General features: G+C 64.9%; 20 protein-coding genes and 1 pseudogene. 12 read left to right on the forward strand and 9 right to left on the reverse strand.

Features of this window, described 5'->3' with window-relative positions:
* Positions 1–470: 470 nt before the first annotated feature.
* A pseudogene (locus tag ACU8HS_RS18185) lies at positions 471–596 on the forward strand (ATP-binding protein); the annotation flags it as partial.
* 35 nt (positions 597–631) lie between these two features.
* Positions 632–862, forward strand: a complete 231-nt coding sequence (locus ACU8HS_RS18190; RefSeq protein ID WP_447014846.1) for a transposase — start codon at positions 632–634, stop codon at positions 860–862.
* A gap of 145 nt (positions 863–1,007) precedes the next feature.
* On the opposite strand, the gene ACU8HS_RS18195 is transcribed toward ACU8HS_RS18190, so the two are convergent.
* Complete coding sequence (locus ACU8HS_RS18195; RefSeq protein ID WP_447014847.1) at positions 1,008–1,514, reverse strand: TetR/AcrR family transcriptional regulator; 507 nt, start codon at positions 1,512–1,514, stop codon at positions 1,008–1,010.
* A 105-nt stretch (positions 1,515–1,619) separates the two neighbouring features.
* Here ACU8HS_RS18195 and ACU8HS_RS18200 point away from each other — a divergent pair, with 105 nt between their 5' ends.
* Complete coding sequence (locus ACU8HS_RS18200; protein WP_112759438.1) at positions 1,620–2,387, forward strand: SDR family NAD(P)-dependent oxidoreductase; 768 nt, start codon at positions 1,620–1,622, stop codon at positions 2,385–2,387.
* Positions 2,388–2,534: 147 nt separating this feature from the next.
* Here ACU8HS_RS18200 and ACU8HS_RS18205 read toward each other — a convergent pair whose 3' ends face one another.
* Positions 2,535–3,752, reverse strand: a complete 1,218-nt coding sequence (locus ACU8HS_RS18205; RefSeq protein WP_447014848.1) for a TCR/Tet family MFS transporter — start codon at positions 3,750–3,752, stop codon at positions 2,535–2,537.
* Positions 3,753–3,951: 199 nt separating this feature from the next.
* Here ACU8HS_RS18205 and ACU8HS_RS18210 point away from each other — a divergent pair, with 199 nt between their 5' ends.
* Positions 3,952–4,665, forward strand: coding sequence for a TetR/AcrR family transcriptional regulator (locus ACU8HS_RS18210; RefSeq protein WP_447014849.1), 714 nt, complete (start codon positions 3,952–3,954; stop codon positions 4,663–4,665).
* A gap of 207 nt (positions 4,666–4,872) precedes the next feature.
* On the opposite strand, the gene ACU8HS_RS18215 is transcribed toward ACU8HS_RS18210, so the two are convergent.
* Positions 4,873–5,517, reverse strand: coding sequence for a pyridoxine/pyridoxamine 5'-phosphate oxidase (locus ACU8HS_RS18215; protein ID WP_447014850.1), 645 nt, complete (start codon positions 5,515–5,517; stop codon positions 4,873–4,875).
* A gap of 193 nt (positions 5,518–5,710) precedes the next feature.
* A complete protein-coding gene (locus ACU8HS_RS18220; protein ID WP_447014851.1) occupies positions 5,711–6,223 on the reverse strand; it encodes a DUF6428 family protein in 513 nt (170 codons plus the stop codon).
* 42 nt (positions 6,224–6,265) lie between these two features.
* Here ACU8HS_RS18220 and ACU8HS_RS18225 point away from each other — a divergent pair, with 42 nt between their 5' ends.
* From ACU8HS_RS18225 to ACU8HS_RS18245, 5 genes are all read left to right on the forward strand, one after another.
* A complete protein-coding gene (locus tag ACU8HS_RS18225; protein WP_112571503.1) occupies positions 6,266–6,619 on the forward strand; it encodes a metalloregulator ArsR/SmtB family transcription factor in 354 nt (117 codons plus the stop codon).
* Entirely contained in the window at positions 6,619–7,317 is a 699-nt protein-coding gene (locus ACU8HS_RS18230; protein ID WP_447015921.1) for an aquaporin, read from the forward strand. The genes ACU8HS_RS18225 and ACU8HS_RS18230 overlap by 1 nt, the downstream gene beginning before the upstream one ends.
* Positions 7,314–7,736, forward strand: a complete 423-nt coding sequence (gene arsC, locus ACU8HS_RS18235) for an arsenate reductase (glutaredoxin) (RefSeq protein WP_447014852.1) — start codon at positions 7,314–7,316, stop codon at positions 7,734–7,736. Before ACU8HS_RS18230 ends, arsC begins: the two co-directional genes overlap by 4 nt.
* Positions 7,729–8,952: an arsenite efflux MFS transporter ArsK gene (arsK, locus tag ACU8HS_RS18240; RefSeq protein WP_447014853.1), complete on the forward strand. Its 1,224-nt coding sequence runs from the start codon at positions 7,729–7,731 to the stop codon at positions 8,950–8,952. Before arsC ends, arsK begins: the two co-directional genes overlap by 8 nt.
* A gap of 172 nt (positions 8,953–9,124) precedes the next feature.
* The gene (locus ACU8HS_RS18245; RefSeq protein ID WP_447014854.1) at positions 9,125–10,660 is read left to right on the forward strand and encodes a DHA2 family efflux MFS transporter permease subunit; all 1,536 of its coding nucleotides are present in this window, start codon (positions 9,125–9,127) and stop codon (positions 10,658–10,660) included.
* A gap of 2 nt (positions 10,661–10,662) precedes the next feature.
* Here the strand turns inward: ACU8HS_RS18245 and ACU8HS_RS18250 are convergent, their stop codons facing one another.
* The gene (locus ACU8HS_RS18250; protein ID WP_447014855.1) at positions 10,663–11,565 is read right to left on the reverse strand and encodes a MurR/RpiR family transcriptional regulator; all 903 of its coding nucleotides are present in this window, start codon (positions 11,563–11,565) and stop codon (positions 10,663–10,665) included.
* Positions 11,566–11,642: 77 nt separating this feature from the next.
* Between ACU8HS_RS18250 and ACU8HS_RS18255 the strand changes: the two genes are divergently transcribed.
* From ACU8HS_RS18255 to ACU8HS_RS18265, 3 genes are read left to right on the forward strand one after another with little or no spacing between them, the layout of a single operon-like run.
* Entirely contained in the window at positions 11,643–12,398 is a 756-nt protein-coding gene (locus ACU8HS_RS18255; RefSeq protein WP_113498616.1) for a TMEM165/GDT1 family protein, read from the forward strand.
* On the forward strand, positions 12,395–12,610 hold the full coding sequence (locus ACU8HS_RS18260) for a hypothetical protein (RefSeq protein ID WP_112757831.1): 216 nt from the start codon (positions 12,395–12,397) through the stop codon (positions 12,608–12,610). Before ACU8HS_RS18255 ends, ACU8HS_RS18260 begins: the two co-directional genes overlap by 4 nt.
* A complete protein-coding gene (locus ACU8HS_RS18265) occupies positions 12,607–13,188 on the forward strand; it encodes a tyrosine-protein phosphatase (RefSeq protein WP_447014856.1) in 582 nt (193 codons plus the stop codon). Before ACU8HS_RS18260 ends, ACU8HS_RS18265 begins: the two co-directional genes overlap by 4 nt.
* A 56-nt stretch (positions 13,189–13,244) precedes the next feature.
* Here the strand turns inward: ACU8HS_RS18265 and ACU8HS_RS18270 are convergent, their stop codons facing one another.
* The 4 genes from ACU8HS_RS18270 to ACU8HS_RS18285 all read right to left on the reverse strand — a co-directional run bounded on the left by ACU8HS_RS18270 (position 13,245) and on the right by ACU8HS_RS18285 (position 20,387).
* Positions 13,245–13,775, reverse strand: coding sequence for a gamma carbonic anhydrase family protein (locus ACU8HS_RS18270; protein WP_112571521.1), 531 nt, complete (start codon positions 13,773–13,775; stop codon positions 13,245–13,247).
* A 10-nt stretch (positions 13,776–13,785) separates the two neighbouring features.
* Positions 13,786–14,478: a fumarylacetoacetate hydrolase family protein gene (locus ACU8HS_RS18275; RefSeq protein ID WP_112571523.1), complete on the reverse strand. Its 693-nt coding sequence runs from the start codon at positions 14,476–14,478 to the stop codon at positions 13,786–13,788.
* 120 nt (positions 14,479–14,598) lie between these two features.
* The gene (locus tag ACU8HS_RS18280) at positions 14,599–16,623 is read right to left on the reverse strand and encodes a CHASE2 domain-containing protein (RefSeq protein WP_447014857.1); all 2,025 of its coding nucleotides are present in this window, start codon (positions 16,621–16,623) and stop codon (positions 14,599–14,601) included.
* Positions 16,624–16,625: 2 nt separating this feature from the next.
* On the reverse strand, positions 16,626–20,387 hold the full coding sequence (locus ACU8HS_RS18285) for a FecR domain-containing protein (protein ID WP_447014858.1): 3,762 nt from the start codon (positions 20,385–20,387) through the stop codon (positions 16,626–16,628).
* Positions 20,388–20,475 lie beyond the last annotated feature (88 nt).

Genomic DNA, 20,475 nt, shown 5'->3' on the forward strand with positions numbered 1-20,475 from the left:
CTAGTGCAGTTTTAAACCTACGAGAAATATTGATGACAAGAATTCTTACAGCGATGGATGTGGCAGAGAAAGTTTATGGTGAATGGAAAGAGACATCCATACATTGAGAATTGATAGAGAGACTTGTGAACTCGCCATCGCGGATCTGGCACGAGGTCGCACGCTCAGCCCGGATTGCACGGCAGATAAAGTTTTGGATACGGTGCGAAGAGCGATCGCATCAGGCGGTGCCAATTTTTTGCGCTTGAGAGCATTGCCGACAGCGGCCGGCGGAGCAAAAGCGCCGGCCTAAGCCGTCTACGGGTATTGTCGGCATGTCTTCCGGAATTTTCGTATCGTGGATCCGTCCTCCCATTTAGTCCGTGCATTTCTCGTCGCAAATATCCGCCACTTAACTTCCAATCTGCCGGCTATTGACTTCCAAATAGCCGAATACGACAGTCCCGATCAGCGGAGATTCGGAGTGCTGAATGTTTGGTCGGTTTGTAGAGCGGCGGGCAGATGAGGCGCTGTCCGACACGCCCGTCGTTTTGATAATTGGACCACGCCGGGCAGGCAAAACAACGCTCGTCAAAAAGATGGGCACTTCGGAGCGCGCCTAGCCGCAGATACGGCTTACGACAGCGACGCCTTGCGCAGCTTCCTGATAATACGCGGCACGGAACCAGTCATTCCCAATAATCCAACCCGAAAGAGGATCCGACCGTTCGACCCGGTCGCCTACCGAAGACGGAATATCATCGAGCGGACATTCTGCCGTCTCAAGGACTGGAGGCGTGTCGCAACCCGATACGACAAGCTCATGATAAACTTCGCCGCAACGTGCTACATCGCAGCTATCGTCACATGGTGGATCAATTGAGTCTGGAGCCTAGAGCATTTGCGGCGAAAACGGGCGCACCTTCAATGCTCTAGCTTATTGTTTTTGCTGCAATTCCTGACGCAAAACCGGTTCCCGCTCTTGCCGGAATCGCTTCCGGGCCGCGCCGCGGCGCCGGCAGGGCCGCTCAGGCGACGAGGGCGGAGCTTCCGGCCTCGAAGACCGACTGGTCCTCCAGGATGTTGGCCGTCAGCATCGCCCCTTCCAGCGCGGCGAGAACCCTGATGGCGGCGGCCCGTTCCAGCCCGCCCTGCCGCAGCGTCTCGATGCCAAGCTCGAAGAACCGCTTCACCTCGGCCCTGATTTCCTCGGCAAGTTCGTGAGACGCGGCGGCCAGGGCGCCGCAGAGGCACATGCGCCCGTCGCGCTGCAGGGCCTCGCGAAAGACGCGGCGCCACGCCTCCACGACATCGGTCCCTTCTGCGACCTGCGCATTCACGGCCTCGACGAGACGGTCGGTGTAACGGCGCGCGACGGCGGCGGCGAGCTTTTCCTTGGCGGGGAAATGGTAGTGGACGGAGGATGCCTTCACGCCGACATCGGCGGCGACATCGCGAAAACTGAAGCCGTGATAGCCGGCGCCGCGAATTCGCTCTTCGGCGGCATCCAGGATTGCCGTGACGGTATCGGTCATGATCCTTCCTCTCTATCTAATGTTAGATAGGTCTTGCCATTTAAAAACGCAATCCCTATGTTCCCCCAATCTATCTAACGTTAGATAGACAAAAGGAGATCGAACATGCGTTTTGAAGGTAAGGTCGTTGCGGTGACAGGCGGAGGCTCCGGCATCGGAAAGGAAGCGGCAGCCCGCTTCGTCGCCGAGGGAGCGAAGGTCGCGATCAACGGGCGCGACCGGGCAAAGCTGGAGGCAGCGGCCAGGGAGATCGATCCGGGCGGCAGGAACGTCGTCGTCTCGGCCGGCGATATTGCCAGCCCGCAGACCGGGGCCGCTCTGGTCGAGGCGGCGGTGAAACATTTCGGCGGTCTGGATATTCTCGTCAACAATGCCGGGGTCTTCAACCCCAAGCCGTTCATCGAGCTGACGGAGGCCGATTACGACTGGTATCTGGATACGATCCTCAAGGGCAAGTTCTTCACCGCGCAGGCGGCAGCCAAGGCGATGAAGGACAAGGGCGGCGCAATCGTCCAGACCGGCTCGATGTGGGCGATCCAGGCAATCGGCGCGACGCCGTCGGCGGCCTATTCGGCGGCCAATGCGGGCGTCCATGCCATGGTCCGCAACCTGGCGATCGAACTTGCGCCGTACAATATCCGCATCAACGCGGTCGCGCCGGCCGTCGTCGAAACGCCCGTCTACAACACCTTCCTCTCCGACGAGCAGGTGCGGGACGTTCTCCCGACCTTCAACGCCTTCCACCCGCTCGGCCGCAACGGCCAGCCGCGCGATGTCGCCGAAGCGATCCTCTTCCTGGCATCCGAGCAGGCCTCGTGGATCACCGGCACGATCCTTCCCGTCGACGGCGGCGTGACCGCCGGCCGCCAGTAGGGGGCGGCATGAAAACCAAGCAGGACTGGAACGCCTGCCGCGACGCGCTGCTGGCGGGCTGAGGCGGACAGGCCGGCGGGACCACCGCGTCCCGCCGGCCGTTTTCGGGAGCGGCGCTCTGGAGGCGGGGCTTCGGGCCTGGAGCCGTCAGGCGCCCTGTGCGTTGGCGCCTGGCGCCATGCGATCGCCTCTCGTGCTCACCAGCACCAGCGGCACGGCGACCGCGTAAAGCGCGATCACCGAAAGCCAGATGCCGCCCGGCCAGTTTTCCCGCACCACGAAATAGAGCGAGGAGAAGCCGAGCGGAGCGATGACGGAGGCGAGGCTGATGGTGGAGGCGATGAGGCCCTGCAGCTCGCCCTGCCGGCCGGCTTCCACCTTTTTCGTGGCAAGCGCCTGGAAGGCGGGGTTGCCGATGCCGACAAGGGTGAAGACCGGCATGATGGCGAAGATCATCCAGCCCCGGCTCGCGAAGGCCATGACGAGGAGGGCGAGGCAGGCAGAAGCGATGCCTGTCAGCACCGACCAGCGCTCGCCGAGCAGGCGGGTGGCGGGGCCGGGCAGGAGGGCCTGGCAGAGGGTCTGGCAGATGCCGAAGGCGCCGAGCGACAGGCCGATCCGCAGGCCGTTCCAGCCGAACGTATCGAAGCCCCAGAGCGCCCAGCAGGTGCCGTAGGATTCGCCGGCGGCGCTGAAGACGAAATAGACGAGCACGACGGGCAGGAGCGCCTTCATCGAGACGAGCCGCTTGAAGGGGCCGAGCGGATTGAGGGCGGAAAGTTCGATCCTCCGGCGGGAGGGCGCGCGGGATTCGGGAAGGAGGAAGAGGGCGAGCAGCAGGTTGGCGCCGTTCAGCACGGCCGCGACGATGAAGGGCAGGCGCAGCCAGTGATCGCCAAGCAGGCCGCCGAGGACGGGGCCGACGATGAAGCCGGCGCCGAACATGGCGTTGAACAGGCCGAAGCGGCGGGCGCGCTGATCTTCCGGCGAAATATCGGTGATATAGGCCGAGGCGACCGACATGTTGGCGCTGGTGAGGCCGGCGACGGCGCGGCCGGCGAGCAGCAGCGGGAGGGAGGGCGCAAAGGCCATGATCGCATAATTGACGGCGGCACCGGCAAGCGAAAGCAGCAGGACCGGGCGCCGGCCGATACTGTCGCTCAGTGCCCCGAGCACGGGCGCGAAGACGAATTGCATGGCGGCATAGAGCGCCGTCATGATGCCGACGGCAAAGGCGATATCCGGCGTGCGCATCACCTCCTGGAGAAGGCGCGGCAGGATGGGAAAGATCAGCCCGATGCCGACGGCATCGAGGCAGATGGCGGTGAAGATGACGAGCAGGGGCTTGTTGACGGCGGGAGCCATTGGCTTCTCCTTAACTGGGAGGGGGCGGACGGGGCAAAGCCATCCCGTTCGCGGCCGGTGCGCAGGCAGCCCGGTTCCGCGATGGCGATGTCTGTTTTGATATCGGGTATTAATATGTACTGAGTACAGAAATAGGCGAGCGGGAGCCGCCTGTCAATATCGATGTACTCAGTACATGAATCCTGTTATTGAGAGCGCCATGTCGAAGCCGTCAGACGAAACAGCCGCGAAGCAAACATCCCTGCATGCCGCTCCTTCGGAAGCGGAAGGCCCGGATTCGGGGCTGCTCGACAGGCGCGCCCGCAAGCGCCTCGCCACACGGCGCGCCATTGCGCTTGCCGCCGACCGGCTGTTTTTCGAGCGGGGTTTCGAGAATGTGACGGTGGACGAAATCGCGACCGCCGCCGATGTCGGGCGCATGACGGTGTTCAACCATTTTCCGCGCAAGGAAGACATGTTCTTCGACCGCGACGAGGAGGCGCGCGAGAGGCTGCGCGCGGCGCTGCGGCAGCGCGATGCCGGGGTTTCGCCGATCGAGGCGCTGCGGCTGCTGGCCCATCGGCTGGCTGGCGAGCCGGCGCCTTACCTGCAGTTTTCGCCGGCGAGCCAGGGTTTCATCGAGACGGTGGAAAACAGCGAGACGCTGAAGGCGAGGGCACGCGCGATCCGCGACGAGATTGCCGGCGAACTGGCGGCGGCCCTTGCCGGAAGCGCCGGCCGGCCGGCGGACGATCCCCTTGCGAAACTTGCCGGCGCCATGCTGCTTGCCACCTGGAGCGTCGCCTTCATCGAGGCGCACCGGACTTTCCGGCAGGAGCGGGATGGCGAGAAGGCGAAGGCTGCCTTTCTCGCGCTTGTCGACCAGGGCAGCCTCGGCGTGGCGGCGGCGATGGCGGGCACGGCTTACGCGTGACGGTGCCGGAATCAAAAGGGCGCTCGACCCTTGCGGGGAGCGCCCTTTACCTGTGAACTCGAACGCGGCTCGACCAACGTCGATACCAAGCGCAAGTCCGTTTTCAGGTGAAGCCGGGATATGATGTGTGCCGGGCCGGATTGCAAGAGGCGGGGGCGGAGATTCTTCGATATTCTTGCATCCGTGCCCCGCGATCGGCGGTCGGGCTCAGGGCCAGAGGCTTTCGCGCAGCCAGCCGGGCTTTTCCCGCCTGTACAGGAGCCGGTGATGCAGCCGGTCTTCGGCGCCCTGCCAGAACTCCACCTCATGCGGCATGACGATGAAGAGCTGCCAGTTCGGCGCGACGAGATCGGGCTCGGCTTCGAGGCGCCGGGTCTGTGTGGCGATTGCCGCATGGAGGTCGGGGCGCGCGCAGAGCGGCTGGCTCTGCCGGCCGGCAAGGGCTGCGGCGCGTGCGGCCGGCGAGCGGGCGCGGAAATCGGCGGCGCGTTCCGGTTCGCCGGCCGGAAAGGCGATGCCGCGCAGGCGCACCTGCCGGCCGAGCGCGGCCCAGTAGAAGGTGAGCGCGACATAGGGATTGGCGGCGATCTGACTGCCCTTGGGGCCGTTGCCTGACGTTGCGAAATGCCAGCCCCTGGCATCGAGGTTCTTGAGGATGAGGACGCGGGCGTCGGGCGCGCCGTTTTCGTCGGTTGTCGAGAGCACCATGGCATGCGGCTCCCTGATGCCCGAGACGATCGCCTCGCGCAGCCAGGAGGAGAAGAGATCGCGCGGATCGTCGGGCGCGGCCTCCGCATCGAATGGCGGGTAGGGGCCGGCGAGCGAGGCCAGCGCGCGCAGTTCGTTCTTCATAAGGTCACTCCCGGATCGTGTGGGAACGGACGGGCGCGCGGGCGCGGCCCCGCCGGGGCCGGCCGCGTCACCCTGCCGTTGTTGCCTGATGGAAAATCATCGTCTCTGCGGGAGGATGAAACACGATCCCGGATAATGTGGAAACCGATATGATCGAACAGTCGATGTTCAGAAAACGCACATGGCTGGCGCATCAGCCGCAGCAGGCGGCGGCCGGGGCGCAGCAGGGGTCCGGCTCGCTCCGTTGCGTGAGCCACCGGTCGCGCGGCTTGCAGCTTGCCGGGCGGGGCGAAAGCTCGACATGGACGGCGCCGCCGCGCAGTATCGGCATGGAGGCGCAATAAAGCCGCATCGGCTGGATGCCGTCGCTGACTTCGAAGGTCAGCCTGGCGGTATCGTCGAGCCGCACATGCTCGGTGACCTTGCGGATAATGGCCGCGAACTTGCCGGCCGGCATATGGGTGCGATCGTCCTCTTCGATATCCCAAAGCTGAATGAAGATTTCGCTCCAGGCTTCCGGGTTGGCGCCGCAGTCCAGCGCCGAAAACTGCCCGGCCTTGACTTCGGTGACGTGATAGCCGGGCTTCACCGGCTGCGCGCCGTAATAGAATACCAGCGGCAAATCCCTGGCGCCTGAAAGGGCGCGCATCAGCTCGCCGAGGGCGATGTCCTGCTTCTGCATTTTTCCGTTGTCGATGGCGTTCATTTGCGCTAATCCTCGTTTCAATTATTCAAGGATTGTTGAAATATGGACGAACGTCAAGCCCTCGCGTCATTCGCAGCGCTGTCTCAGGAAACCCGCCTGCAGGTCATCCGAATGCTTGTTGTCGCCGGCCCTGACGGCATGGCCGCCGGCGCGATTGCCGAGAGGCTGGAGGTCTCGCCGTCGAACGTGTCCTTCCACCTGAAGGAACTGGATCGCGCCGGCCTTATCAGCCAGCAGCGCGAATCCCGCTCGATCATCTACACGGCCAATTACGATGCCTTGAGCGGCCTCGTGCGTTTCCTGATGGAAGACTGCTGCGCCGGCCATCCGGAAATCTGCGCGCCGGCCGTGGCGGTCGCGGCCTGCTGCGCGCCGGCCGGCGACAAGGTGCAATGATGGGCTTTCCCTTCTCGCGGCGCGTGGCCGCCGAAGCGCTTGGCACGGCCCTTCTGGTCGCGACCGTCGTCGGTTCCGGTATCATGGCCGACAGGCTGACGGGCGATACCGCGCTGGCGCTCCTCGCCAATGCGCTGGTGACGGGGGCCATGCTGGCGGTGCTGATTACGACGCTCGGGCCGATTTCCGGGGCGCATTTCAATCCCGTTGTCTCGCTGGTTTTTGCCGTCAGGCGCGAACTGGCCGGCTCCTCGCTTCCCGCTTACGTCGGCGCGCAGATAGCCGGCGGCATCGCCGGCACCGTGCTCGCGCATGGCATGTTTGCACTGCCCCTGCTGCAGGTTTCGGAAACGGTCAGGACGGGCGGGGCGCAATGGCTGTCGGAAGTCGCCGCAACATTCGGCCTCGTCTTCGTCGTCCTGACGGGCATCCGCTTCCGCGCCGATGCCGTGGCATGGCTGGCCGGCCTCTATATTGCCGGTGCCTACTGGTTTACCGCATCCACCTCATTCGCCAATCCGGCCGTCGCGATCGCCCGGTCGCTGACGAATACGTTTTCCGGCATCCGGCCGGCCGACCTGCCGGGTTTCATCGTCGCCGAACTGGCCGGCGCCCTGCTGGCGGCGATATTTGCCGGATGGCTGCTGATGGAAACCCGCGCTCCCCAAACCCTCACCGAGACGGAAACCGCCCCATGAACGTCACCATCTATCACAATCCCGCTTGCGGCACCTCGCGCAACGCGCTGGCGATGATCCGCAACGCCGGCATCGAGCCCGAGGTCGTCGAATACCTGAAGAACCCGCCGTCGCGCGAACAGCTGGTGAAGATGATCGCCGATGCCGGGCTGACGGTGCGCGGCGCGATCCGCGAAAAGGGCACGCCCTATGCTGAACTCGGCCTCGACAATCCCGATCTCTCCGACGAAGAGCTGCTGGAGGCGATGCTGAAGGACCCGATCCTGATCAACCGGCCGTTCGTCGTCACGCCGATGGGCACGCGCCTTGCGCGGCCTTCCGAACTCGTGCTCGACATCCTGCCGGATACGCATAAAGGCCCGTTCGCCAAGGAGGACGGCGAACAGGTTCTGGACAGCGACGGCAAGCGCCTTGTCTGAGCGCATTCCGCTTGCGGCCGTCGCCGCGCTCGGGCTCACCCAGATCATCGGCTACGGCACGCTCTATTACAGTTTCAGCATTCTCGCGCCGGCCATGGCGCGGGACCTGAACTGGCCGTCGGAATGGATATTCGGGGCGCTGTCGCTCGCCCTGCTGATCGGCGGCCTGGCCGCCCCGGCGATGGGAAAATGGATCGATCGTTTCGGCGCCGGCCGGGTGATGGCGGCGGGCTCGGCAATCGCATCGGCAGCGCTTGCCGCCTGCGCGCTCTCGTCGGGCAAGATCGCCTTCGTCGTCACCCTGATCGCCATCGAGGCGGCATCCAATCTGGTGCAATATGGCGCGGCCTTCGCCCTGCTGGTCCAGATCCGGCCGAAGGTGGCACAGCGCAGCATCACCTACCTGACGCTGATCGCCGGCTTTGCCTCCACCATCTTCTGGCCGATCACCACGGCGCTGCAGGCGCATATGCCGTGGCAATCCGTCTACCTCTGCTTTGCCGCCCTCAACCTCTGTGTCTGCCTGCCCATCCATGCATGGCTGGCCCTCAACGCCGGCAGGAGCCGAAAGGAGGCTTCCGGCGGCGCGGCCAGGCGTGTCGAGCCCGGCCTTGCGCCATCGATCCGCACGCCCGCCTTCGCGCTGATGGTCACAGGCTTTGCGCTGGAAAGCTTCGTCAACGCCGCGCTGCTGGTGCATATGGTGCCGGTACTGTCGGGACTCGGGCTCGGCGCAATGGCGGTGATGGTCGGCACGCTCTTCGGCCCCTCGCAGGTCTTGAGCCGCTTTGCCAACATGATTTTCGGCGGCGGCCTTTCGCAACTGACCCTGGCGCTCGTTTCGGCCGCGCTTCTGCCGTCCGCGCTGGTCATCCTGATTGCCACCGCGCCGGCAGTGCCGGGCGCCCTGGTCTTCGCGGTCGTGTTCGGTCTCGGCTCGGGCTTGAGCAGCATCGTGCAGGGGACCTTGCCGCTCGCGCTCTTCGGCAGCGAAGGCTACGGGAAACGGCAGGGGCAGATATTGGCGATCCGGCTTGTCGTCACATCGACGGCACCCTTTGTCCTGGCTTTCCTGATGGCTGGGATCGGCGTGCAATGGTCGCTGGCCGTCGCTGCGGGCGTGGGGGTCGCCGGCGCCCTTGCCTTCATCGCGATCGGCCGGCTGGCGCGCATGCCCGATCGGCCGCGTGGCGCCCTCGGCCGTGCCGAGACCTGACCGGCAGAGGCCTTCGGCATCAACGGCGGCCGGCGGCGGGCTGCCGCTTTCGTGAGCGGCGAAAGCCCGGTTTTGCCGCTATGTTTTGGCATGGGGCGCGATGGCCTGCTATTGTCGCCTGCCATGCGCCGACCGGCCATCCGGGCCGGCATCCGACCGACGGGACCATTGCATGACCGAACGGACCGCAACTGTTCCACCCGCGCGCCGATGGATCGGCTTTCTGGCCATGTGCCTCGGCATGTTCATGGCCATTCTCGACGTCCAGGTCGTGGCGACCTCGCTGCCGACCATCCAGTCGGCGCTCGATATCCATCCGGACCAGATGAGCTGGGTGCAGACCGCCTATCTGATCGCCGAGGTGGTGGCGATACCGCTGACGGGGTTCTTCACCCGGCTCTTGACGATGCGCTGGCTGTTTTCGGCCTCGCTGTCGCTGTTCGTGATCGCTTCGGCCGGCTGCGCGGCGAGCGATACGTTCGGCGAGCTGGTCTTCTTTCGGGTCGTGCAGGGTTTTTCCGGCGGCACGCTGATCCCTTCGGTGTTTTCGGCCGTCTTCATCCTGTTTGCCGACGAGCGGCAGGCGCTGGCGACGACGATTGCCGGCGTTCTTGCGGTTCTGGCGCCCACGATCGGGCCTGTCGTCGGCGGCTGGCTGACGGAGACCTATTCCTGGCACTGGCTGTTCCTGATCAACATCCTGCCGGGCATCGTGGCCGCGTTCGTCGCCATGCGCGCGCTGCCGCGCGAGGACCTCAACATGGCCGAGCTGCGGCATCTCGACGTCCTGTCGCTGATCCTGATGGCGGCGAGCCTTTCGGCGCTGGAACTCGGGCTGAAGGAGGCGCCGACGAGCGGCTGGACCTCGCTCTACGTTTCCGGCCTCATCGGCCTTTCGGTGGTTTCGGGATGGGTCTTTGCGTGGCGCACGCTCGGCAGGCGCATGCCGGTGGTCGAGCTCGGCAATTTCGGCGACCGGAATTTTCTGGCGGGCTCGGCCATGAGCTTCATTCTCGGCATCGGCCTGTTCGGCTCGGTCTATCTCATGCCGGTCTTTCTTGCCTTCGTGCGCGGGCATAACGCGCTCGAAATCGGCATGACGATGCTGGTGACGGGCATTGCCCAGCTCGTAACGGCGCCGATTGCGGTGGCGCTCGAAAAACGCATGGATGCGCGGCTGCTCTCCGCGCTCGGTTTTGCGCTCTTTGCCGTCGGCATCGGCATGAGCGCCTTTCAGGACCCGCAGACCGATTTCGACGCGATGTTCTGGCCGCAGGTCGTGCGCGGCGTCGCCATCATGTTCTGCCTGCTGCCGCCGACACGGCTCGCCCTCGGCACGCTGCCGCCGGAGCGCATTCCCGATGCCAGCGGCCTGTTCAACCTGATGCGCAATCTCGGCGGTGCCATCGGCATCGCGCTGATCGACACCATCGTCTACACCCGCTCAGGCCCGCTCGGCGACGGCATCTGGGACCGGCTGCAGGCGGGGGACGCGGATGTCGCGGCCTTCGTCGGCGCGCCGCTTGCGGCAATTGCCGGGCACAGGGGAGAGTTCGATGCCGACACGGCCTCCATGCTCGACCCGCTGGTGCAGACGGCCGCGACCGTTCAGGCGCTCAACGAGGCGTGGATGGTGGTCGCGGTCCTGACGGCCAGCGCGCTGCTGTGGGTGCCGTTCGCGCGGAAGGTGGCAGTGGCGGCCGGCTGACGTCAGCGCCGCCCGTCGTTTTGTTGTGACATGTCCGGTACGGCAAGCGTTGCCGTCTGGCCGGCAAGGTCGGCGCGCAGCCGGTTGAGCTGGTCGAGGCTTGCCGTGGTTTGTGCCGGCGCCAGCGTGCCGAGGCCGACGAGAAGGGTTTCGAGGAAGGCGAGCGTGGCGCTGTGCATGCTGAAGGCGTCGGCGCGGCCCCTGGGCACGGTGACGATGCGGGTGACGCGCGCCTCCAGCGCCTCGCGCAGGCTGTCGGTGACGAGCACGGTTTCGGCGCCGATGCCCCTGCAATGGTCGAGCAGAACCGAAAGCTCGGTATAGACGCGGCCATAGGCCATGATGACGACGAAGCTGGCCGATTTCAATTGCAGCAGGTCGTCGGCGAAGAGCAGGCCGGTTCTGGTCAGCGGCCGCGCGGCAAAGCCCAGCCTGCGCAGCTGGATGCAGAAATAATCCGCCATCGATGCGGAGGGGCCGATGCCGAAGACGGCGATCTCGCCGGCTCCGGCCAGCGCCTGCACGATGGCCCGGTAACTTTCGGCATCGATGCTGTCGCGAAGCGTGGCGATCGCTTCGGCCTGGGCGGCCAGCGTCTTTTCCAGTGCAAGCTCCAGGCTGCCGGCGTTTTCGGCTGCCGTGCGCGACATCCTGCCCGCCGGCGTCGGGCCGGCATCGAATTCCCCGGCAATCGCCTTGCGCAGGCCGTCCAGCCCGTCAAAGCCCAGCGCGCGGGCCGTGCGGATGATCGTGGCGTCGCTGGTGCCGGTCGACTGGGCGAGCTCGATTGCGGACTGAACGAGCACCTGATGCCGGTTGTCGGCGAAATAGCGGGCGACGCGATGTTCTGTGCGGCTGAGACCGGGGCTCTTTTCGGTCACGAGGTCGGCGAAGTGCGACGACATTTCACGGTTTCCTGTGTTGACTTGTTGTGTTTACTACACGATTAATCATTATGTTGTCATTACTACGGAGACACGAAATGGACGGCGTTACCTGGAATGTCGCCGCATCGGCCATCGGGGCGGCCTTCCTGGCTTCCGTCGTGGAAGTCGTCGAAGCCTTCACGATCATCCTGGCGGTCGGCACGCTGCGCGGCTGGCGCCCGGCTGCGGCCGGCACGGCGGCGGGCCTGGCGGTGCTTGCCCTTGTCGTCACCGTGCTCGGGCCGCTGCTCGACCGGGTGCCGCTGCATGCGCTGCAGCTCGTCATCGGCGTGCTGCTGCTGCTGTTCGGCCTCGGCTGGCTGCGCAAGGCGATCCTGCGCTCGGCGGGCGTCATTGCGCTGCATGACGAGATCGCCGCCTTCGCCAGGGAGCGCCTGAGCCTCGAAGAGGCGGCCCGGCGCCATGCGGCTTCGGCCAACTGGCTTGCCGGCATGGCGGCCTTCAAGGCGATGCTGCTGGAAGGGCTCGAAGTCATCTTCATCGTCATTGCCGTCGGTTCCGGCCGGGGGCTGGTGGGGGCGGCCTCCATCGGGGCGGCGGCCGCCTGCGTGCTCGTGCTGCTGATCGGCGCGGCCCTCCACAAGCCGCTTTCGCGCGTGCCCGAGAATATACTGAAATTCGCCGTGGCGATCATGCTTTCGAGCTTCGGCGTGTTCTGGACGGGCGAGGGGCTCGGCATCGACTGGGCCGGCGAAGACCTGATGCTCTTCGTCTTCGCCGCACTCTTCCTGCTCACCGGGCTTGCGATGGCGCAGATCCTCGCTGTCAGGCCGAAAGGGCGCACGCAATGACCGTCCTGTCGGATGTCCTGAAAGAACTGTTTGGCATGTTCGTTTCCGATGCGCGGCTGAGCGTGGCGGTGCTGGCGCTGGTCGGCCTTGTCGCGCTCTGGCTGAAGGCCGCGCCCGGCATCGATCCTCAGATACCCGGTGTTGCGCTGCTTCTGGGCTGCATCGCAATCATCGTCACCATCACCAGCCTGCATGCGAGGCGAATGAAATGAAGCGTTCGGCAGTGTTGACCGGGCTGAAACGAAGCGGCGCGGGCCTTGGCGTCGCGCTTCTGCTGGCCGGCGCCTTTCTCGGCTACCGGCAGCTTTCGGGCAATTTCCACCCGGTCGTCCCCGGCGTCGTCTACCGCTCGGCCCAGCCTTCGGCCGACCAGCTTACCGCCTATGTGCGCGAGCACGGCATCCGCTCGATCATCGACCTGCGCGGCGCGCCGAAACCGGGCTCGCCCCGCTACGAGGCCGAATATGTGACGGCGCAGAAGCTCGACGTCGTCCATTACGAATTCCGCATGTCGGCCAGTACCGAGCTCAACCAGCAGGAGGCGGCGCAGCTGATCGACCTGATGCGCCGCGCCGAAAAACCCGTGCTCATCCATTGCCAGGCCGGCGCCGACCGCAGCGGGCTTGCTTCGGCCCTCTATCTGGCGGCCATTGCCGACAAGGGCGAGGAGGCGGCGGAGAGGCAGATATCCTTCTGGTACGGCCATATTTCCCTGCCGGTCTCGGCCGCCTTTGCGATGGACCGGACATGGGAGAAGCTGGAGCCGTGGCTGGGTTTTCCCAATTCGTGACGGTCAGGGCGGCCAGCCGATCCCGCGGTGAATGCTAGTCGATCCCGCGGTCGACGTTAGTCGATCCGCCTCAGATCCCGCGCGAAACGCTGCCAGTTGCCGACATATTTCCTGGCGGATTCGGCGATCCCTGCGGCGGCCGCCTCGTCGAGCACGCGGATCGCCTTGGCGGGGGCGCCGACGATCAGGGAATTGTCGGGGAATTCCTTGCCTTCGGTGACGAGCGCATTGGCGCCGACGAGGCAATTGTTGCCGATCCTTGCGCCGTTGAGGATGGTGGCGCCCATGCCGACGAGCGAATTGTTGCCGATCGTGCAGCCGTGAATGATGGCGTGGTGGCCGATGGTGCAGTTTTCGCCGATCGTGGCGGGAAAGCCGGGGTCGGTGTGGACCATGACGCCTTCCTGCAGGTTGGTGGCCCTGCCGATGACAACAGGTTCGTTGTCGCCGCGCAGCACCGCGCCGAACCAGATGCCGACCTCTTCGGCAAGTTCGACACGGCCGATCACATGCGCGTCGGGGGCGATCCAGAAAGTGCCTGATGGCGGCAGTTTCGGCTGCAGGCCGCCGAGCGCATAGAGTGCCATTCTCGCCTCCTCAGACCACTTTCAGCGACAGCGTCGAAATGCCGTCCACGCCGCAGGAGATGCTGTCGCCTCTCGTAATGGCGGCGACGCCGGCCGGGGTGCCGGTCATGATGACATCGCCCGGCGCGAGCACGAAGAGTTTCGAAAGCTCCGCAATGATTTCCGGCACTTTCCAGATCATCTGGTTCAAGTCGCCATCCTGCTTCCTGACGCCATTGACCTCCAGCCAGACGCGGCCGGCGGCGGGGTGGCCGATGCGGCTCGCCGGAACGATGGGCGAGACGGGCGCGGAATGTTCGAAAGCCTTGGCGATTTCCCACGGGCGGCCGAGCTTCTTGGCTTCGGCCTGCAGGTCGCGGCGGGTGAAATCGATGCCGACGCCGTAGCCATAGATGCAGTCGAGCGCCTTTTCGGCGGCAATATCGGCGCCGCCGGCCTTCAGCGCCAGCACGCATTCGACCTCGAAATGCACGTCCGACGACAGCGGCGGATAGGGGAAATCCCGCCCGGAAAACAGGTTGTCGGCATTCTTCTGGAAGAAGAAGGGCGGCTCGCGGTTCGGGTCATGGCCCATTTCGATGGCGTGGTCGGCATAGTTGCGGCCGACGCAATAGACGCGGCGCACCGGAAAGGCCTCGGCGCTGCCTTCGACGGGCAGGAGAACGGGCTGCGGCAGCGGGATGACGGTGGCGGGAAGGGACATGGCGGGACTTCTTGGCTGATTGATCTGGCGAGTCTGGTTTCCATCCTAGACGCAAAAGGAGGCGGGGGGAAAGTGCGCCGTCCCTCCGTTCGGTACGATCGGGCGGCGAACCGCCGCGCGTCAAGGGGCGGCTTTGTCCTGCGCCAGGGCCGCGCGCATGAGGGCATAATAGGGCGCGAGTTCCGGGATGGCCTTCGGCAGGGCCTCGAAGGCCGGGTCGGAGATCGTCAGCCGGCCGGCATATCTGGCTTCCAGGAAGGCGTTGTGGTCCGGCAGGGCGGCGCGGTGCGAGCCGTAGAGCACGGTGAAGACGGGCGAGGGCACGGTGCGGCCCTTGACGATGATGCGGTCGAGTTCGACCACGGCGTAGCGCTCGGAGACGAGCCGGGCGGTCTCTTCGCCGAGGAGGAGGGCGACGCCGTAATTCTTCGAGGCGCCTTCGAGGCGGGAGGCGAGGTTGACGCTGTCGCCGAGGCAGGAATAGTCGAAGCGGCGGGTGGAGCCCATGTTGCCGACGATGCATTCGCCCGTGTTGATGCCGACACCCATTTTCAGGACATGCAGCGGCCGGCCCGAGGCGGCGGCCTCGCGCTCCAGCTCGCGGTTCAGCGTGCCGATCGCATCCTGCATGGCGATGGAGGCCTTGACCGCATGCAGCGCGTGATCGGGGTCGTCGAGCGGCGCGTTCCAGAAGGCCATGATGCAATCGCCCATATATTTGTCGATCGTGCCGCCGTGATCCATGACCACGTCGGAAAGCGGCGTCAGCAGCCGGTTGATGAGCGTCGTCAGCTGCTCGGGATCGTCCTTCATCGTTTCGGCGATGGTGGTGAAGCCGCGCACGTCCGAAAACAGGACCGTGAGCGTGCGCCGCTCGCCGCCGAGCTTCAGCTGCGAGGGATCGTTGGACAGGCGGCGCACGAGATCGGGCGAGATATATTGGGCGAAGGCGCGGGTAATCTGGCGCTTCTGGTGGCGCTCCTGGGCATAGTCGAAAGCCGCCTGGCCGAAGGCGACGGCGACGAAGGCGACCGTCGGCCCGAGCGGCGAGACGAAGACGTGGCTTGCGCGGATGCCGGCATAACTTGCCGCGGCAAAGGCGGCGACGGCCGCGGCAGTGGCGACCAGCGTGCGCCAGCTCGTGGCTTTCCAGACGGTGGCGGCGGCAAGGACGACGGCGACGAGGATCGAAAGCGCCACGGCAGGCAGGCCGGCTTCCGTAATGGCAAGGCCGTGGACGATATTGTCGTAGATGGTGGCCTGCACCTCCACGCCCGAGATCAGCTTGCCGGTATGGACGGTATAGGGCGTGGCATAGGCATCGACGCCGCCCTGATCGATCTCCGGCGCGTTCTGCAGGCTCAGGCCCACCAGCACGACGCGATCCTTGAACATGTCGGGCGGCAGGAAATTCTTCGGGTCGAGCGCCTGATAGTAGGAGACGGTGGGGTAGGAGCGGGCCGGGCCGAAGGACTGGATGAGGGCGCCTGCCAGCGGATGCTGCGGCTTGTGGCCGGCGGCGCGCGCCAGCTCCATGGCAAAACCGTCGTCATAGGCCGGGACGTTGCGGAAGATGCCGTCGCCGTTCAGCGTGATGGAGGCGATGCCGGTGCGCGCGCCGGCCTCGCTCATCTGCGGCAGCGGCGTGGTGCGCACCAGCTGGTCGGCCTGCGGCGTCTTGATCAGCGTTTCGTCGCCGGCAAGCACGATATCCGGGCCGACGGCGGCGGTGATCGCCTCGTCGTTTTCGGCCGTGGAAGGCTCGGCCATGATGATGTCGAGCGCGATCGCTTTGGCGCCGGCGGCGCGCAGCTGCTTGACCAGCTCGGCATGGAGGCTGCGCGGCCAGGGCCATTGCGCGTTGATATCGGCCAGCGCCGGCTCGTCGATCGCCACGATGATCGGCCCGCCCTCCGGCGGCGTGGGGTCGTCGACGGTGGAGAGGTAATCGAAGGTGCGCAGCTCCGTCAGCGTCCAGGCCGGCAGGCGCGAGAGGAAGGAAATGGTAATCAGCGTAACCAGCGCCAGCACGAGAAGGCGGATGCCGCGGCTGGAAAAGGGCCAGCCCGGCAGGCGCGGCCCTTCGCGGCGCGTATCGATGGCGCGCTCTGCCTGAAGCCGTTGCAGGGCGGCCGGGCGCGCCATCGTCAGAAACGGATCTTCAGGCTGCCCTTGAAGGCGCGGCCCCAGCCGGGCGTGCCGGTCAGAACTTCGAAATCTTCGTCGAGCAGATTGTAGGCGGCGGCTTCGAGGGCGATGCGCTTGTCGAAAGGTTCCCAGATGAGATGGGCGTCCAGGCTCCAGTAATCGTCGAGTTTCGTGCCGGCCAGGTCGCCGACGCGCTCGCCGATATAGTTTGCGGCGATGGTGGTCTTGACCTTCGCTTCGTTCACCCAGATCAGTGCGATCTGGCCGGAGTTTTGCGGAATGAAAGGCAGGTCGCCATGATAATCGAAGGCTGCCGGGTCCTTATTCTCGGAATCCATATAGGCGTATGTGGCCGAGAGGCCGAGGCCGTTGCCGAGCGCGACGTTGGTGGTGACGGCGGCGCGGTCGATGCTGCCTCGCTCGTAGGTCAGGCTGTCGATTCTTCCGAGGCCGGTGATCGGCAGACCGATCGAGAAATCATGCAATTCCTGATGCTGGTATTCAACCGACGTAAACAGACGCTCCGTCCATTCGGCGTCCCATTGCAGGGCAACCGTATCGGCGTAGCCTTCTGCACCGACCGAGAACTGGTTCGCCTGCAGGCCAAGAATGCCGACCGGCGCCAGCGACGGTACGCCCGTGTCGAGGCCTCCTCGCATGAAAGCGGCGCGCAGCCATTGGCCTTGCGCGGGTTCCCAGGCGAGGCCGAAACGCGGTTCAAGCCGGCTGACATCGGTACCGTCGCCTTCCAGTCGTGTGGCGAACAACGCATACTCGCCCTTCAGGTCAGGCGTGATCTCATGAAGGAGGTCGATATAGGCTCGGCCGATGTTGACGCGGCTGCTCTCGTCGTCCGGACCAATCGTCTCCTCGTCCACGAGCACGAGGCCCGGCACGAGGGGATCGAAATGAGTTATTGACTTGCCGCTGCTGTCGATCCATCCGCCTTCGATACCGTATCGCCAGGTCAGCGTGTCGTCGCCGATGCTATGGCTGACAGCGGCGATATAGGTCTTGTAAGCACTCTCCACGCTCATTTCCATGAACGGGACAAGATCTGGAGTCGAACCCGCAGGTGCGATGTCAAACGTATAATCGAAGAGGCTTTTCGCCTTGCCCTCGGAATAGAGGAGCGCGGTATTGAGCACGTTCCGATACCCGAAAGTGTGGCTCCAGCCGATGCCGCCAATCGTCGTCTCACCCTCATCATATCTGGTCTGGTAGAGGGGTAGATTCAACGTCGGTATTACAAGGCCGAGCGGCAGAAAGAATTCTTCATTCAGGCGGTCGGTGAATGCCGTGCTCTTCGTCAGACCATTGAGCGGCCCGTAGCTCTTGCCGTGATTGATGAAGCTGACGATACGGTCATCCGGCGTCAGCGTGGCCGTCAGGTAGGCATTGCCTGTGAGGAGTTTTTTGTCCAGCCCGAATCCGCCGAAGTCGCTGAAGTCGCCGTCGAGCGCCAGTTCCTCCCAGGTGAGGTTACCGTAGAAGCTGATCGGAATCGTGGAATTCGAATAGCCCTGGATTTCGGCCTCGCCGGTACGGCGCGTATGGCCGTCGACGCTGTTGATGCCGCCGCCGAGCGAGCCTTCGATGAAGGGCACGTCGAACAGCGTCGCAGCGCGCGAACGACCGGACAGCATGTGCGGCGAGAGCAACAGGCCCTGGATGAAGGACGAGTAGCTCGACGCATTGCCCCGGTTCTGGATGACGTTGTCATCGCTAAAGGTCGTCGCGTTGACGAAGGGGAAGATACTGCCTTTGATCGACTGGTCGATATAGCTGCTGCCTCTGAACGGATCGAAGACGGCATCGCCGTAGTAGCGGCCCCAGGCATCCAGCCCCTGCAGGCGGAAGGCGTTGTTCAGCGTCGAGCCGGCGCTCGCATTGGCGCCGAGTCCGCTGTAATCGCCTCCGCGGGCGCGCGAGCGGCGCAGGAATTCCTGCGCGTTGGCGATGGCGCCATCGGCATCGTAATCGTCGATCGCGACCGCAGTGCGGAAGGCAGAGATTTCGGGGGAGTTTTTGTCGAGCCGATCAGCATTATCGAGCGCCTGTTCTGAAGCTATGCGATCGCCTTTCTCGTAGTGAGCGGCCGCAAGCATCACCTGCGATCCCACATAGGCCGGATTGGCCGTGCTGGCGGCAAGCAGGTCTTCCAGCGCCTTGTCGCGCTCGCCGGTCTGCAGATAGTAGCGGCCGCGGGCGAGCAGTGCGATATTGAAGTCTGGTTCGAGGGCGAGGGCCGCATCGATCTCGCGCTTGGCTTCCTTCATGCGCGCCTGATCGAGATAGAGGATGGCGAGGTTGGCATGCGCTACCGGATCTTGCGGATCGAGCGCGATTGCCTTGAGGAAGGCCTCTTCCGCCTCGCCGTTGGCATCACGCGAGCTCTGCAGAATGCCGATCCAATTCAGCGCGCTCGATGCGCCGGGGGCAAGCTCGATGGTGCGGTTCAGGTCCGCAAGTGCGCCGTTGATATCACTTTCATAGGCTGCCTTGTATTCGGCGCGGGCTGAGAGCGCCATCGGATGATCCGGGTCGAGCGCCAGCGAGCGTTCTATCGCTTCCTTCATCTGCTCGCGGTCATCGATGAGCTGCGAGAAGGAGGCGCGGACAGCCGGCAGGGTCGGATCATCAGGGTAGCGCCGTTCCGCATTCCGGAGGACGTCGATCGCTGCGCGCGGGTTTTGCAGAAAGCCTGCCGTATAGGCCTGCATGAGCGCGCCATAAGGGCCGGTTGTGGTGGCCGGTGGCGATTCGACATGGGAGGGGTCGGCGAGCGAGCGGGCGAAATAGCCGCCATATTGGGCCATGTTGCGGCGCGTGGGGTCGAGATGCGGCAGCGCTTTCTGGAAGAGCCTGGCGGCGTCGCCGTAGCGCTTTTCGGAGCCGGCGATGGTGGCGTCGAGCAGATCGACGCGGGCCTGCTGGGCTGTTGTCAGTTTGCGGCCGCGAATATTCTGCAACGTTGCAGCTGCAGCCTGGCGGCCGTCGAAGGCGCTCTGCACTTCGGCAAGCGCCAGCCAATCTTCCGTTGTGCGGCGCTCCGGAGGCAGAGCCAGCAGGCGGCGGCGCTCCGCTGCCATGCGATCGGCCCGCAACGGCGAAGTCGGCACACTCAAGCCGTCACGCAGGTCCAGATAGAAGAGCATCTGCTCGCGGTCGTCAGGGTTGACGCTGATGAGCTTGTGCGGCGCCTGGCCGATGGTGGCCACGGCCCCTTCGCCCTGGTTGACATCGACGCTGCCCTGCGCGTTGGAGAGCGAGACGCGGCCTTCCAGCACGATCATCGAGGTCTTGGCGCCGTCGACCGTCATCGTCCAGTCCGTGCCGCGGATGGCGGCTGCGGCGGCGGGCGTTTCGACCGTCAGGCCCTGGCCGCCGCGCTGGGCGCGCGCCCAGATCGTGCCGGACTGCAGGTTGAGGACCGTGTCGCCGGTCGCGGACATCTTCTTGACCTGCAGGGCGGAGTTGCGGCCGAGGCGGATCTGCGTGTGGTCGGAAAAGAGGATGGCGAGCTGGCCGGTGGCGTTGGTGCGCAGCACGTCGCCATCCAGCAGGTCCTGGTTGAGATCGACGACGCGCCAGTTGCTGACATCGACGAAACGCACTTCCTCGCCAGTCTTGCGGGCAATGACGGAACCTGCAACCGGGGTCGGGCGCTGAACAGGCTCGGCTGCAACCGGTAGTGCAAGTATAAAAGATGTGAGCGCAAGAGATGTACTCGCGCACAGATAAGATTTAAGCCCCGACATTCCAGACACCCCCCGCATCTTTTTCCCCTTTGGCCAAGCGCAGTGTAAAAGTCAAGCTGGATGCACACGTGTTCTTGCTTTAAGGCCC

Source organism: Rhizobium sp. KDH_Rht_773_N (genome assembly GCF_052946295.1).

What these genes read in the sequence shown, in the direction of transcription:
- ACU8HS_RS18250 (WP_447014855.1), bottom strand. Translation starts at nt 11,565, where the DNA reads ATGTCGTCGCACTTCGCCGACCTCGTGACCGAAAAGAGCCCCGGTCTC.
- arsC (WP_447014852.1), top strand. Translation starts at nt 7,314, where the DNA reads ATGAACGTCACCATCTATCACAATCCCGCTTGCGGCACCTCGCGCAAC.
- ACU8HS_RS18215 (WP_447014850.1), bottom strand. Translation starts at nt 5,517, where the DNA reads ATGAAGAACGAACTGCGCGCGCTGGCCTCGCTCGCCGGCCCCTACCCG.
- ACU8HS_RS18280 (WP_447014857.1), bottom strand. Translation starts at nt 16,623, where the DNA reads ATGGCGCGCCCGGCCGCCCTGCAACGGCTTCAGGCAGAGCGCGCCATC.
- ACU8HS_RS18255 (WP_113498616.1), top strand. Translation starts at nt 11,643, where the DNA reads ATGGACGGCGTTACCTGGAATGTCGCCGCATCGGCCATCGGGGCGGCC.
- ACU8HS_RS18205 (WP_447014848.1), bottom strand. Translation starts at nt 3,752, where the DNA reads ATGGCTCCCGCCGTCAACAAGCCCCTGCTCGTCATCTTCACCGCCATC.
- ACU8HS_RS18275 (WP_112571523.1), bottom strand. Translation starts at nt 14,478, where the DNA reads ATGTCCCTTCCCGCCACCGTCATCCCGCTGCCGCAGCCCGTTCTCCTG.
- ACU8HS_RS18220 (WP_447014851.1), bottom strand. Translation starts at nt 6,223, where the DNA reads ATGAACGCCATCGACAACGGAAAAATGCAGAAGCAGGACATCGCCCTC.
- ACU8HS_RS18225 (WP_112571503.1), top strand. Translation starts at nt 6,266, where the DNA reads ATGGACGAACGTCAAGCCCTCGCGTCATTCGCAGCGCTGTCTCAGGAA.
- ACU8HS_RS18285 (WP_447014858.1), bottom strand. Translation starts at nt 20,387, where the DNA reads ATGTCGGGGCTTAAATCTTATCTGTGCGCGAGTACATCTCTTGCGCTC.
- ACU8HS_RS18270 (WP_112571521.1), bottom strand. Translation starts at nt 13,775, where the DNA reads ATGGCACTCTATGCGCTCGGCGGCCTGCAGCCGAAACTGCCGCCATCA.
- ACU8HS_RS18200 (WP_112759438.1), top strand. Translation starts at nt 1,620, where the DNA reads ATGCGTTTTGAAGGTAAGGTCGTTGCGGTGACAGGCGGAGGCTCCGGC.
- ACU8HS_RS18195 (WP_447014847.1), bottom strand. Translation starts at nt 1,514, where the DNA reads ATGACCGATACCGTCACGGCAATCCTGGATGCCGCCGAAGAGCGAATT.
- ACU8HS_RS18245 (WP_447014854.1), top strand. Translation starts at nt 9,125, where the DNA reads ATGACCGAACGGACCGCAACTGTTCCACCCGCGCGCCGATGGATCGGC.
- ACU8HS_RS18265 (WP_447014856.1), top strand. Translation starts at nt 12,607, where the DNA reads ATGAAGCGTTCGGCAGTGTTGACCGGGCTGAAACGAAGCGGCGCGGGC.
- ACU8HS_RS18260 (WP_112757831.1), top strand. Translation starts at nt 12,395, where the DNA reads ATGACCGTCCTGTCGGATGTCCTGAAAGAACTGTTTGGCATGTTCGTT.
- ACU8HS_RS18230 (WP_447015921.1), top strand. Translation starts at nt 6,619, where the DNA reads ATGGGCTTTCCCTTCTCGCGGCGCGTGGCCGCCGAAGCGCTTGGCACG.
- ACU8HS_RS18210 (WP_447014849.1), top strand. Translation starts at nt 3,952, where the DNA reads ATGTCGAAGCCGTCAGACGAAACAGCCGCGAAGCAAACATCCCTGCAT.